11 protein-coding genes are annotated in these 13,579 nt (G+C 47.9%); 10 read left to right on the top strand and 1 reads right to left on the bottom strand.

The genetic code is table 11. From position 1 onward, the window contains the following. Nucleotides 1-17: 17 nt before the first annotated feature. On the bottom strand, nt 18-206 hold the full coding sequence (locus tag ABIA61_RS03240; protein WP_283655866.1) for a hypothetical protein: 189 nt from the start codon (nt 204-206) through the stop codon (nt 18-20). 319 nt (nt 207-525) lie between these two features. Between ABIA61_RS03240 and ABIA61_RS03245 the strand changes: the two genes are divergently transcribed. From ABIA61_RS03245 to ABIA61_RS03290, 10 genes are all read left to right on the top strand, one after another. Beyond that, the gene (locus tag ABIA61_RS03245; protein ID WP_404519069.1) at nt 526-1,701 is read left to right on the top strand and encodes a TolC family protein; all 1,176 of its coding nucleotides are present in this window, start codon (nt 526-528) and stop codon (nt 1,699-1,701) included. A gap of 13 nt (nt 1,702-1,714) precedes the next feature. Continuing rightward, nucleotides 1,715-3,172 carry an efflux RND transporter periplasmic adaptor subunit gene (locus tag ABIA61_RS03250; protein WP_404580278.1) on the top strand — a complete coding sequence of 486 codons (1,458 nt, stop codon included), beginning with the start codon at nt 1,715-1,717 and terminating at the stop codon, nt 3,170-3,172. A 6-nt stretch (nt 3,173-3,178) separates the two neighbouring features. Further along, nucleotides 3,179-3,898, top strand: coding sequence for an ABC transporter ATP-binding protein (locus tag ABIA61_RS03255; RefSeq protein WP_404580279.1), 720 nt, complete (start codon nt 3,179-3,181; stop codon nt 3,896-3,898). After that, on the top strand, nt 3,895-5,106 hold the full coding sequence (locus ABIA61_RS03260) for an ABC transporter permease (protein ID WP_283655870.1): 1,212 nt from the start codon (nt 3,895-3,897) through the stop codon (nt 5,104-5,106). Before ABIA61_RS03255 ends, ABIA61_RS03260 begins: the two co-directional genes overlap by 4 nt. 236 nt (nt 5,107-5,342) lie before the next feature. Next, entirely contained in the window at nt 5,343-5,963 is a 621-nt protein-coding gene (locus tag ABIA61_RS03265; RefSeq protein ID WP_014281403.1) for a helix-turn-helix transcriptional regulator, read from the top strand. Between the two features lie 13 nt (nt 5,964-5,976). Then, nucleotides 5,977-6,780: a pyruvate, water dikinase regulatory protein gene (locus tag ABIA61_RS03270; RefSeq protein ID WP_283655871.1), complete on the top strand. Its 804-nt coding sequence runs from the start codon at nt 5,977-5,979 to the stop codon at nt 6,778-6,780. Nucleotides 6,781-6,923: 143 nt separating this feature from the next. Then, complete coding sequence (gene glpX, locus ABIA61_RS03275) at nt 6,924-7,901, top strand: class II fructose-bisphosphatase (protein WP_044649521.1); 978 nt, start codon at nt 6,924-6,926, stop codon at nt 7,899-7,901. 808 nt (nt 7,902-8,709) lie between these two features. Further along, nucleotides 8,710-9,534 (top strand): thioesterase II family protein, encoded by an 825-nt coding sequence (locus tag ABIA61_RS03280; RefSeq protein ID WP_283655872.1) that lies wholly within the window; start codon nt 8,710-8,712, stop codon nt 9,532-9,534. A 250-nt stretch (nt 9,535-9,784) separates the two neighbouring features. Further along, on the top strand, nt 9,785-11,689 hold the full coding sequence (locus tag ABIA61_RS03285; protein WP_283655873.1) for an ABC transporter ATP-binding protein: 1,905 nt from the start codon (nt 9,785-9,787) through the stop codon (nt 11,687-11,689). Next, nucleotides 11,664-13,529, top strand: a complete 1,866-nt coding sequence (locus ABIA61_RS03290; RefSeq protein ID WP_283655874.1) for an ABC transporter ATP-binding protein — start codon at nt 11,664-11,666, stop codon at nt 13,527-13,529. Before ABIA61_RS03285 ends, ABIA61_RS03290 begins: the two co-directional genes overlap by 26 nt. Nucleotides 13,530-13,579 lie beyond the last annotated feature (50 nt).

Raw genomic sequence — 13,579 nt, forward strand, 5'->3', positions numbered from 1 at the left:
CTCTATTAAAATCATCCCTAGCTGATCAGATGTTGCTGATTCCGTTGGGCAAGGTGGAAAGAAATACTGTTTATAAGCGGTAAATCGTTATTTTTCCGGGCTTCCCGGATCAGTTGCTTCTTTTGCTGTTCGGATTCACGTAAAAATCGGGTCATCCACAAATCAGACGGTTCGTTCGTAGTTGTCATGCGAGATTCTTTTATCATCTATTAACCCTCCCAGTGAGCGGCTGTTATTCTTTCTCTAGTATATGCTCCTAACCTTAATAGATACTGTTGGTTTCCTTAAAATTAGCTGAAATTTAGGTAAATTTCAGGTAAAAACAGATTCGTTTTATATCTGATTTGCAAGAGAACAGCTTGTATTGACAATGTTGAAATAAAGGTTACAAAAATGTATTGGTTTAACACCTTGTACCACCATTCACCTGAAAGTACAATTAGGTGGCGGATAGACTGTGGAAATTTATGTCGAAATCTATGGAAATAATTCGAAAGATTACACCGAAAGGGGAGAGATTCACCTATGAAGTATAAAGCGGCTGCGACGCTGCTCGTATTGACGATGTCGTCAGGCTTGATTTCCACCGTTCAGGCTGACAGTGCAGCAGGAAGCACAACAGGAAATACGTCAGCAAGTATATCAGGAACCTCGTCTGCTGCGGTTACATCGAAGACCGCCTCCATAACGGGTCAGGCTTTACCTCCATTAACGCTCAAGCAGGCAGCGGAATGGGCACAAACGAATAGCTACAACACGCGTACTGCCGAGCGGGACGTGGAGCGTCGAAGAATGGAACTGAAAAATGCGGAAAAGGATCTGGGCAATGCATTCGTCGATTTTATAGATGGTGAATATGTTGGTGATGAGTCATCCTGGAGAAATTATAACTCTTCGACGTTATCCTATCTAGCCAGCAAAAAGCAGGCGCAGTTCGCCAAGGATCAGATTTATTTTAATGTGATGAAAAGCTACCAAAGCGTATTCGTGGCAGAGAATCAGGTGAAAAATGATCTGGAAGCGCTTGAAATTGCTCAAGCGGAGGAAAAGATTGCACTCGCCAAATTTGCGCGCGGCAAGCTGTCTGAGTATGCGAAAAACGAGAGTACACAGGCCAGAAGCCAGGCGGAGCAGACGATCGAGCAGGGGAAAATTGCGCTGCAAAAATCGCGTGACGCTCTGAATTTTCTGATGGGCCAGCCTAATGGAACAGCCTATGAAATGGTGGATCGACCAGTGTACAAGGAACCGAAGAAGCTGGATATCGAAATACATATACAACAGCTGATGGATATGAATCCGAACTTGTGGAAGCTGGAGGATAGCATCAAGACTTCGGAACTCAATGTGAGATATTTCGATTTTAACAGCGGTGCAGGTGCTTACGATCTAGCCAAAATGGACGTGGATACAGCCAAGGAGGAGCTGGACAAGGGAGAAAAGGATTTTGCCGAATCGCTCCGCAATTTATATGCCACGGTCAAGGAAAACCAAAAAAAATACGTTCAGCTGGAAGAAAGTCTGCGCACGGCAAAAGAGGGGCTGGAGCTGTCCCGCAAAAAGTGGGCCAGAGGCTTAATTATCGAGCTGGAGCTGAAAAATAGCCAGTTGAAGGTGAACCAGATTGAACGGCAAATGGAAGAGCTGGCGATTGAGCTGAGCCAGAATGAATACACGTTGAGCAAGCCATGGAGCACATAGGGAGGAAACGAAGTTGGCAGAAACGGTTTTAAACGACGCCTTATTAAAGTTACGAAGAAAACGGAGAAAAAAGTGGATCTGGACCATGGTTGTGCTGCTGGTAATAGGCGGGGGTGGAACAGCAGTATATTTGAAGCTTCCCAAAGAGCAGGCTGTACCATTGGTTCAGGACGAGACGCTTAAAGTGGAACGCGGGGATGTGAGCGAGAAGCTGGATACGTCTGGTACCGTGCAGGCTTCCAAGGAAGTAAAGCTGAATTTCACAAGTGCAGGCGAAAATAAGCTGGCGGCGGTAAACGTGAAGGCCGGAGACAAGGTGAAAAAAGGACAAGTCCTGGCTCTTCTGGACAGTTCTGAAATTAAGATGCAAATCCAGAGCGCATCCGATAATTTGGAAATATCCAAATCCAAGCTGGCTGAGTTGGAGAAGGGGCCGAAGGTGGAGGATATTGAAATTCAGAAGACGAACGTGCTTCGGGCTAAAATGGCTGTCGATACAGCGCAGGAATCATTTGAGCTGGAAGAAGCGGAAAGTCAGAAGAAGGCTTCCAAAAAGCAGTTGGAGCAGGCGCGAAAGGCATATGAAGATCAAAAGTTTTTACTTGATGCCGGAGCGGTGTCCAACAGTGAAATGGAGCAGGCAGAGCAAGCGCTGGATAAGGCGCAGACAGATTATGACGGTCTGGATTTACAATTCCGCAAAATCATGTCGCAAAAGCGTCATGCTATCGCAGAGGCTGAAATCGGCTATCGATCGGCTATGGCTGAGCTTCGCAAAACGGAGGTTCCAGCCGATGCCTCCAATATCCAATCCGTACGGATTGAGGTTAGAAGGCTGGCCACCGAGCTGGAGCAGAAAAAAAATGACCTGAACAAGCTTCAGGTCACGGCACCGTGGGATGGAGTCATTTTAAAGGTGAATGGGGATGTCGGAACCAGTCCAACGGCACCTTTTATCGTCATGAATAACTCGGACTCCAACAATCTCAAGATTAGCGCAAAAATCAGTCAGAACGATATTGTAAAGGTGAAAAAAGGACTTTCAGCAGTGTTATCCACCAATGCTTACCCGGGTGAGTCGTTCCCGGGCAAGGTGCAATTCGTCTCACCGGAAGCATCCACAGATGAAGGCATGACGACCTATCTGATGGAGCTGTCCGTTCATGACCCGAAAGGCAAGCTGAAAACCGGTATGATTATGAATGTGTCTGTTATTTTGGGAGTACACAAAAATGTGCTGTTTGTGCCAGCGATTGCGCTGAGATCCGAAGGCGGACAGGACGGCGTCTATCTTGCTTCCAATCCGGCAAATCCAGGGGCGCGCACGTTCAAGCCCGTAGAGCTCGGATTTTACACGCCAGATCGGGTTGAACTCAAGTCAGGTGTGAAGGAGGGCGATACGATTGTTATGCCTGCTCCTGAAGCACCGCCAGACCCTTCCAATATGGGTGGCATGCAAGGAGGCTTTTAAACGGGGATGAGACATGTCATTCAAATTGAGGATATGAAAAAGGTGTACCAGGTTGGGGATCAGGAAATTCATGCCCTGCGTGATGTGCAACTCAACATTGCTGACGGTGATTTTGTGGCAATCATGGGCCCGTCGGGATCAGGCAAGTCCACGATGATGAATGTCATCGGCTGTCTGGATCTGCCTACCTCGGGACAATTTTATTTGGACGGTTATTCCATACTGGAAGCTCGTGAGGATGAGCTGGCTATTATCCGTAATCAGAAAATCGGATTTGTATTTCAAAAATTTCATTTGCTTCCGCGGGCCACAACTTTGGAGAACATAGAGCTGCCGATGATTTATGCAGGCGTACCAGCCAAGGAGCGGCGCTTGCGGGCCATTGAGGCGCTGACCAGTGTGGGGCTGGGCGATCGGATGAACAACAAGCCGAATGAGCTGTCAGGCGGTCAGCAGCAACGGGTATCCATAGCGCGCGCACTTGTGAACAATCCGGTGATTCTCTTGGCGGATGAGCCGACAGGCGCATTGGACTCCAAAACGAGCGTTGAAATTATGGAGATTTTCCAACGCCTGAACGATCAGGGTAAAACGGTTGTGCTCGTTACGCATGATCAGGAAATTGCGGAATACGCCAAGCGTCTGATTCATTTTCGCGATGGACGGATTGAAGAGGATCAGCCTGTTGGGAACCGAAGAATGGCGGCAGAGGAAGTGAAGGCATGAAATTTCGGGAAATTATCCGGGTATCGCTCAACAGTTTGCGAACCAATATGCTGCGATCCTTGCTGACCATGCTGGGTATTATTATTGGAGTGGCTGCTGTAATCGCGATTGTTGCCATTGGTAAAGGCTCTACGGCCACGATTACGTCGCAGATTAACAGTATGGGGAATAATTTGCTCATGATTTATCCTTATGCCCCATATGATGGGTCCAGCTCCATGTCGTTCAATCAGACGAAAGGAATATCTCTGGAGGATATCGCTGCGCTAGAGCAGCAAAAAGCCGTAGCCGAGGTAGCTCCAAGTGCCATGACCAATGCGGATATTACGTGGAGCCGCAATAAGGTCAGCGGGCAGATTGAGGGGACTTCGCTGGCTTTCATCCATGTGAGAAAGCTGTCACTCGCTCAGGGCAGGTCTTTTACCCACTATGAAGTGGAAAAGAGACTGAATGTCGTGGTGCTAGGGAGCGATGCAGCCCGTAATATTTTTGGTCCGGATGCCTCCAAGGCGGTGGGGGAAACGATCATGATCAAGCAGCTTCCTTTTAAGGTGGTCGGGGTACTGACGAATTCCAATTCCAATATGAGTAACAGCGGGCAGCAGGTATATGTGCCGATTACAACAGGGATGGAACGGCTGGGGAATATGAGCATTCAGCAGGTGAATGCTTCTGCAACAACGGAGGAGAAGATTGACCAGGCGAGTGCTGAAATCCGACAGGTGCTGCGTGCCCGGCATGAGCTGAAGCCATCAGAGGGCGATGATTTTCAGATCATGACCCAGACGGAGATCCTAAAAACGGTCTCAGGTGTAGACAAGGTTATGAATATGCTGTTGCTCGGCGTTGCTGCGATTGCGCTCGGTGTTGGGGGCATTGGCATCATGAATATTATGCTGGTGTCCGTCACGGAACGGACGAGGGAGATCGGGATTCGCAAGGCGATTGGTGCGCAGCGCAGTGACATTATGCTGCAATTTCTGGCCGAGGCTGTTTTTCTTAGTCTGATGGGCGGACTGGTTGGCGTTATGGCGGGTCTTGGGGGCGCGAAGCTGCTGGAGAAATTTGTCCATATGCCGATTGTGTATACGATGGAACCGGTGCTGTACTCTTTTCTGTGCTGCATGGGGGTTGGTGTACTGTTTGGAGTGTACCCGGCGCGGAAGGCGTCCAAGCTGCGTCCGATCGATGCTTTAAGATACGAATAAAGGAGCGGATACTTCGTCTTACTCGAAAGAGCAGGGTGTGAAGTATCCGCTTTTTTGGTGTGGTATAAGTGCTTTAAACGATAAAAAACCATCAATAACCGCTTTAATTTTATATATGTGATGTTTTATATGCTTTTATAGGTTGATTTATAATTATATATGACGTATTATATTCAATATCAGATAGCAAGGAAAAAAAAGGAGGGGCGTTCATCATCGACCTTACGGCAAGACAAGTGGAAATTTTAAACATCGTACAAAAGCATGCCCCGATTACCGGTGATCAGATTGCGGAAATGCTCAATCTCAGCAAGGCGACCATTCGGACTGACCTATCCAAGCTGGGCATTCTGAATTATATAGATGCGAAGCCCAAGGTTGGTTATTTTGTCGGAAAACGGGGCACGCCGAACCGGGAGGAAAAATTCCGGCTCATGCAAATGAAGGTCGGCGATCTTCACGGGGTTCCAGTCATCGTACGTGAAACAACAACGATTCAGGAAGCTGTGGTTGCTCTTTTTCTGGAGAACGTGAGTAACCTGATCGTTACCGATGAGGAGGGGAATCTGGCAGGAGTAGCTTCCCGCAAGGATCTGCTCAAGGTTACGTTAGGCAATCCGAATGCGGCGACCATCCCTGTCAGTCTCGTCATGACTCGTCAGGCAAATGTCGTCACCGTTTCCCCGGAAGACACTGTATTGGAGGCAGCGCGCAAAATCATTGCCCGTCAAATCGACAGTCTGCCTGTCGTCGTCCCTTCCAACTCCGACAAACCAGGGGAACACTGGAAAGTCGTGGGACGCATTACGAAAACAAATATTATCAAAATGTTGCTCGATATGGTAGCAGAGGATTAATGGGAGGAATCGAATGGTTCAGGCGCGCAGTCATTTTATAGCGATCTGTTCAGACTCGATTGGCGAGACGGCGGAAGCCGTCGTTCAGGCGACCATGCGCCAATTTGAGCTACCGGACACAGAGATCAAGAGATTTATGAATGTAAGAGATGAAGACGAACTGAGCCGGGTGATGGAAGAGGTGGCTGAGCGTAAAGGTTTTGTAGCCTATACGCTGGTACAGCCGGAATTGAGAGAAGCGATGAAAGAGGAGGCTGTCCGGCTGAATGTGCGGGCTGTCGATATCATGGGCCCGATGATGCAGGCGTTTGCTGACACGTTCCATGATGATCCCAAGGAAAAACCCGGCTTGCTGCATCGGATGGACGATAATTATTTTCGTCGTGTGGAAGCCATGGATTTTGCGGTTCAATATGATGATGGCAAAGATGTGAGCGCCATTCTCAAAGCAGATATTGTACTGCTAGGCGTATCTCGTATTTCCAAAACTCCTTTGTCGATGTTTCTGGCGCATAAAGGTTATAAAACAGTCAACATTCCCGTTGTACCGGAGCTGACACCGCCTGCACAGTTGCAGGATGTACAGCATGGTCGGGTGTTTGGGTTAACGATCCAGCCGGAGTTGCTGCTAAAAATACGTAGTGAGCGACTCAAGGTGATGGGACTGCCTAACAATGTGCAATATGCTACATCGAAGCGGGTGGAGGAAGAGATTGCGTATGCGCAATCCCTGTTTACGAAATTAGGTTGCCCGATCATTGATGTCACCGATAAAGCGATTGAAGAAACAGCGGGTTTGATTATCAGGATGTTATAGAAGCGTAGCTGCTCAATAGATAATAGTTGCTGTAGGATACAGGAGTGTTATAGATAAATAGATAAAAAAGGCAGCATAGCTGCTTTAAAAATAATGATTTTCCATAGGATAACAATTATATATAGGAGAGGTGGAGGGAAGGTATGGAGAGTCAACTGGCATTGGAATTCGTTCGGGTTACAGAGGCGGCAGCGCTGCAATCAGCGCAATGGACAGGACGTGGAGATAAGAACAGCGCGGACGAGGCGGCTACGGTAGCCATCCGGACTCATTTTAACGCGGTATCTATGGACGGTACGGTCGTCATTGGCGAAGGAGAAATGGATGAGGCTCCCATGCTGTATATCGGGGAAAGAGTAGGCAATCGCAGAGGGCCGGCCATAGACATCGCCGTCGACCCGCTGGAGGGAACCGAAACGGTGGCGAACGGATTGAACAACGCCCTATCGGTCATTGCTGCTGCCCCCCGCGGAGGTCTGCTCCATGCTCCGGATATGTATATGCAAAAAATGGCCGTAGGCCCGGCACTGGCTGGAAAGCTATCGCTGGATGATCCGATTCCGGCTACCCTGTCAAAGGCCGCACGGATACTGGGTAAATCCTTGTCCGAACTTACCGTGTCCATTCTGGATCGTACACGTCACGCCGGAATTATCAAGCTTCTGCGGGAGAGCGGCGTTCGGATCAAGCTGCTTGGGCATGGAGACGTAATGGGTGCAATTGAAACATGCCTGGATAGCGGTGTTGATCTGCATATCGGCTCCGGTGGAGCGCCTGAAGGTGTGTTGGCTGCTGCGGCGCTGAAATGCATGGGTGGAGAGATTCAAGGTCGTCTGTTGCCTCATGGTGAAGAAGAGATCGAACGGTGCAAACGTATGGGCATTGCTGATCCGGGGGCTTTATTGTCAATGGATGATATGGTCGGACGCCAAGGCGTGATGTTTGTGGCTACGGGTGTGACACCTGGCGAGTGGTTGCAGGGGGTTCGTTCTCTCCCTGGTCATAGAGCGGAAACCCATTCGGTCGTGATGCACTCGGAAACAAAAACGATTCGCTTCGTGCGTAGTATTCACCACACAACAGACGCTTCCGGTACGCTCGCTGCAGCCGCATCCTCTTAAGTCTTCACAGCTACATCAAAGACCAAGTCATAATAAGCTTGAAAACAGCAAGTCTCTTACCACATAGAGACTTGCTGTTTGGTGTTTCAGGTTCGTTTGTCGATTGCAGAAGGGCCAGAACCAAAGATATAAATTCCTGAAAATTGACACTTTTGAAGGAAGATAAAAACGTTTCTATAAAGGTTTGAAAAGAAAATTCTTAGCTCTAGGGGAGAAAAATTCAATCTGAACTAAAATTTTTTGACAGAGAGTCGAAAAAAAATCTGCGAAAATTGGTTCTATAGAACTACAAAATGGCATGATCTATTAAAAAATTAAAGAGTTATTAATTTTGGTTGATCTGAGCTTGATGAAATTTGATTCCATAAAATAGGAGGTCGAAGGCTGTTGCGGAAAAAGGCGGAAATTGTCGGATGATATCAGGACGAATTTGTTACATTTATGTTAATGGCATGTAAAGGTAAAATTGTTGTAGTACAAAGCTTTCTAGCTTTATTGCAAATCATAATAATTTGATTTTACAAAATTCATGAAAATCTGAAAACTCGTTTTGAATCCAATTAATAGATCATGATCAGCAGGAAATTAATGCATAAAGTGAAATTGTTGCTTTTAAAGACTGGGAATAGATAGCATAATATGGATTTTGTTTTATTTTTATGAACTCTATCAATTTAGATCTTTTGTCCCATGTCAAGCGGTTTTAAAGTTTGTATATTTAAAAATAGTTAGAAAGTGTTGGAAGAAAAAAAGAGATATAAGGATTTAATGTAAAATTCTGAACTGTGTAGAGGATGGAGGAATTCATATGACGACTCGGTCACAATCTTGGTTTGCGAGAACCGCGGTTCATCCGGCTGAGAAGCTCCAGCTATTTTGCTTCCCTTATGCTGGTGGCGGTGCTTCCATATTCAGTTCCTGGAAGTCTAGACTTGCGCCTGATATTACTGTGTTGCCTGTACAGCTTCCAGGACGTGAAAGCCGTTCCACAGAAGCCCCAATGGATACCATTCAGGACATCGTGCACTCGCTGCTTCCTGCTATGGCTCCATACGTACATAAGCCGTTTGCTTTCTTTGGACACAGTATGGGAGCATTGATTGCTTTTGAAACAGCACGGCAATTGTATAGCAAAACCGGAAAACTGCCTGTCCATATCATCGTATCCGGTAAATCCGCACCACATCGTCCGTATTCAAAAAAACAACTCCATGATTTAGCAGATCAACCTTTCACCGAAGAGCTTCGTTTGATGCAGGGAACACCCGAAGAAGTACTGCAAAATGCAGATTTAATGCAAATTATTATGCCTCGTCTGCGCGCGGATTTTAAGGTGTGCGAAACGTATGTTTATCAGCAGGGAGGCCCCTTGGCCTGTCCGATGACTATTTTGGGCGGCATGAAGGATCATGAGGTGAGCACTGATTCACTTCATGCCTGGCAGCAGCACACCACATCGCCCATTGATGTGCGAATGTTCGAAGGAAATCACTTTTTCATTCATGAACAAGAGCAAGAAGTTATAAGCACAGTCGTGAATATTTTGTCCGCATCTTCAGCCCTGAACCACGCTGCTGCAGCTCATACATCTTACAGCACCAATACCCTACAACCACGATTCAGGCAGAGTTAAAAGTCCCACACATCATGATACACCACGATACACAAACATGATTAACATCTCGGCAACCACTCGACAATCAACCCACCACCATGATGCAATGCCCAGCATAATTCAAGAATGATTTCATTCCATGTAAATACTCATACATCCAGAGCCAGAGTTTATCTCACCATGTCCATTGCAACTTCAGGATTTTGCAAAATCCTCACTAAAAAAGTTCGCACTGCGAAAGTGTGAGCAACGAAAAAGAGGGATGTCCTTGTTTCGATCAAATTCTGCTTTTCGAAGACTCGCGCGTTATGTAAGACCGTACAATCTATGGGTTTTCATAACGGTGATCGCCTCCTTATGTTTGGCAGCCATAGACATTATTTTGGGTAAGGCCATCGAGCAAATGGTTGCGGGGACCTTCTCCTCCACCCAGAACATGATCTATTTAGTTGTTGGTATGACGCTAGTTGGAATGCCCTGTAAGTTTGTGATGAGGTACGCTTCGGCGCGATTTAGCGTTAGCGCACTGCGCGATTTGAGAGGCGACCTCGTACATAAGTTTTGCGATTTACCAGTTTCCAGAGTGGAGAGGAAGTTTACTGGAGATTTGGTATCCCGGCTTACGAACAATACGGCGATGCTACAGAATTTTTTTATTGAGCAGTTTGCCAATCTGTTTTATTTACCGCTTGTGTTTACGGCATCACTAGTGTTGCTTTTAATGACAAGCTGGAAGCTGGTCTTGGCCAGTCTTGCGCTTTTGCCTGTAGGTATGATCATAACAACACTGATGAGCAGGCCGATTGAAAAATATTCCGAGCAGCTTCAGGAGAAAATGGCTCATTTGAACGCGGTCGGACAGGATGCAATTGGAGGAATTCCTATCGTCAAGGCATTCAATATGCAGGCTGTGCTGTTGAAGAAGTATATGGTGATGATGGAGGAGGTCGTCAGACGCGGCTTGGGGCTGGAAAAGCGCTATGCGTCTATTACTCCGGTAGGTGTGATGATGCTGGCAACACCAATTATTTTGGTGATTGCGTACGGAGGATACCTGATTCAACAAGGAGAGCTGAATGCTGGAGGCATCGTTCTATTTTTATATCTGATTTCGTTCATATTGCAGCCTGTTTCCATGCTGCCGATGATCATCACGCAAATGAAGGAAGCGGGGGGAGCGGCCAAGCATTTGTTTGAGGTATTGGATTGGCGGGATGAACGTCAAGGTGGTGAAATCACCTCAGTCGATGAGAATCGAGGGGGTGAGGGCCTGCATTTTGAGGACGATGCAGACAGGAAAGCCGACCAAGCCAGTAATGCTAGTAAAAGCGAGCCAGACAGAGCAGAAGGCGACGATGACGCTGCTGTGGTCAGGCTTGACCATTTGACCTTTGGCTACGATGAAGGGAACACCGTGCTCAGGGATATCAGCTTCCAGGTAGGACAAGGAGAAACGGTAGCGATTGTCGGCGGCAGCGGTGGCGGCAAAAGCACGATTTTTAAGCTGCTTTGCGGATTTAATGAACCGGGTGAGCATGCTGGAACTGTTCAACTATTTGGAAAGAGTTTGACAGATTGGAATTTAACAAGCCTGCGCAGCCATATTTCGATGGTATCTCAGGAGCCGTCGCTTTTTCCGGCCACGATTGCAGAAAATATCGGATATGGACGTCTGGAGGCGACCCGTGAAGAAATTGTCGAGGCGGCGAAAGCGGCGCATGCACATGATTTTATTGTTCAGCTTCCCGAGGGCTATGAAACCCTTTTGAGCGAGCGGGGAGGCGGATTGTCTGGTGGACAAAAGCAGCGTATTTCCATCGCAAGAGCATTGTTGAAAAATGCTCCGCTGCTTCTACTGGATGAGCCAACTTCAGCGCTCGATAGCCAGTCGGAGGCTCAGGTACAGATCGCGATGAATGCGGCAATGCATAATCGGACGGTATTGGTGATTGCTCATCGACTGTCAACCGTGCGTCAGGCGAACCGGATTATTGTGCTTGATCAGGGGAGCGTGGTGGAATCGGGCACGCATGAGGAATTACTGGGTCGCAACGGTGAATATCGAAAGCTGTATTTGCAAAATTTCGAAGAAGAACCGCATACGATGGAAAACGGCAATCCGATAACAGAGGAAAGGAGTGAGAAACGTGACCTTCAAGCAGGGGTTTTATGAGTTTAAGCAGTTGATGTCCCTGATGAAGCCGCACCGAAAATGGTATTTTATCGGGTTGATTGGCAACAGTCTGACCAATGCGAGCGTCACGATTTTACTTTCCTTTGTGGTGCATTATTTGCTGAATTTTGCGGTTGATGGGAAAGTGGAGGGGCTTTACCAAGCGATTTATTTGGTCAGCGGTACATTTTTGGCACTAAGTCTTATTGCTCCGCTGTGCAGCTACATGTACAAGCGGTGTGTGAAACTGGCGATTGCCAATGTAAGGGTGAGACTATTCGGGCATATCGTCAAGCTATCCTATGAAAAGGTCGAAAAACGCCATTCTGGTGATCTTGTATCCCGCATGACGAACGATGTAAAGACGTTGGAGCAGGCTTACACCGTTCATATTCGCTCGATTATACTTGAAGTTTCGCTTTTCTTTGGTTCGCTGGTCATTATGCTGGCGCTGGATTGGCGGTTTGGGGTTATGGCGGTTTTACTTGGACTGGCTTCAGCTTGGGTAAATTCTCATTTCGCGAAGAAGATGCGACAGACGAGTGAGGAATTACAGGGACGGATGAGCGGATTCACAGAACGATTGAGTGATCTGCTTTCTGGTTTGCAGACAGTGAAGCTGTTTGGATTGCGGACCAAGGTAGGCGGACTTTGTAACGATACAAGCGAGGACATAAACAGCATTAGCATCCAGCAGGGACGTCATATGGGCTTGCAGGATATGTATAATTTTGTAATTGAATTTATTACGCTGGGTGGTGTGCTTGTCACCGGACTGATTCTGGTTTCACAGAAGCAGATGGAGCTGGGAGTCCTGGGACAGATTGTGCAACTGCAAGGCGGCATTTCCGCGGTGTTCTTGCAGCTGGGGGCGGCTGTATCGCTATTGCAAAACTCCTTGGCTGGCTTGGCACGTATCCGCGAAATTCTGGATGAGTCGAAGGAAGAGGAGCATTTTCCAGCGTTGAAACAGGAGGGACCGCAGGCTGGGCTGATCGGTCCGGAGGCGGCAGCTTTATCAGCTCGTGAGCCTGAGGGATCTCATAGTGATGTCGAAACTGCGAGCTCAGGCCACGCCATGGAACAAGTTTCGGCTGCGCTGGAGCTGCATGACATCACCTTCGGTTATCAACCGGACCGTCCAACGCTGCGAAGGCTGAACCTGATCGTGCCGGAAGGGCAGGTCACCGCGCTCGTCGGCCCAAGTGGTGGTGGAAAAAGCACAGTCATGAAGCTATTGCTAGGCTTTTATCCACCGGATGAGGGTGTGCTGCGGGTCCGTGGTCGCTCGGCAGGAGAGCTTCGGTTAGATGAGGTCAGGGATTTGATGGCCTATGTACCACAGGAGGCTACGTTGTTCCACGGTACAGTAGCGGATAATATCCGCTTTGGCTCACCGGATGCCACGGATGAGGAAGTTGAGGCTGCGGCCAAAACAGCCTATGCGAGCGGCTTTATAGCCGAGCTGCCAGAGGGCTACGACACCATTGTCGGTGAACGCGGAGCCAATTTGTCCGGTGGTCAAAGACAGCGGCTCGCGATTGCCCGCGCTTTGCTCAAAAATGCACCGATTTTGCTGCTGGATGAAGCGACCTCGGCGCTGGATTCAGAATCGGAATATGAAGTCCAGCAGGGCTTAAATGAGCTGATGAAGGATCGTACGACATTAGTCATTGCCCACCGATTGTCTACGATTGAGCGGGCGGATACAATCTGTGTTCTTGCCGATGGCGAGCTGAAGGAACAGGGTACCCATGACCAGCTCCTTGCCAAGGACGGTCATTACGCGAAGCTGTATGAGCTTCAGTTTCGAAAGCATCCCGAGGAACAAACCGCATAAATATGCGAGGGTACTTTTTAACAATATCTATTTTGCGAGGAGAGAAACAT

Source organism: Paenibacillus sp. RC21 (assembly GCF_044907935.1).
Lineage (GTDB): Bacteria > Bacillota > Bacilli > Paenibacillales > Paenibacillaceae > Paenibacillus > Paenibacillus terrae_A.

Excerpts from the sequence above, each read along its gene's own strand:
- ABIA61_RS03255 (WP_404580279.1), top strand. The coding sequence starts at position 3,179 with ATGAGACATGTCATTCAAATTGAGGATATGAAAAAGGTGTACCAGGTT.
- ABIA61_RS03245 (WP_404519069.1), top strand. The coding sequence starts at position 526 with ATGAAGTATAAAGCGGCTGCGACGCTGCTCGTATTGACGATGTCGTCA.
- glpX (WP_044649521.1), top strand. The coding sequence starts at position 6,924 with ATGGAGAGTCAACTGGCATTGGAATTCGTTCGGGTTACAGAGGCGGCA.
- ABIA61_RS03240 (WP_283655866.1), bottom strand. The coding sequence starts at position 206 with ATGATAAAAGAATCTCGCATGACAACTACGAACGAACCGTCTGATTTG.
- ABIA61_RS03260 (WP_283655870.1), top strand. The coding sequence starts at position 3,895 with ATGAAATTTCGGGAAATTATCCGGGTATCGCTCAACAGTTTGCGAACC.
- ABIA61_RS03270 (WP_283655871.1), top strand. The coding sequence starts at position 5,977 with ATGGTTCAGGCGCGCAGTCATTTTATAGCGATCTGTTCAGACTCGATT.
- ABIA61_RS03280 (WP_283655872.1), top strand. The coding sequence starts at position 8,710 with ATGACGACTCGGTCACAATCTTGGTTTGCGAGAACCGCGGTTCATCCG.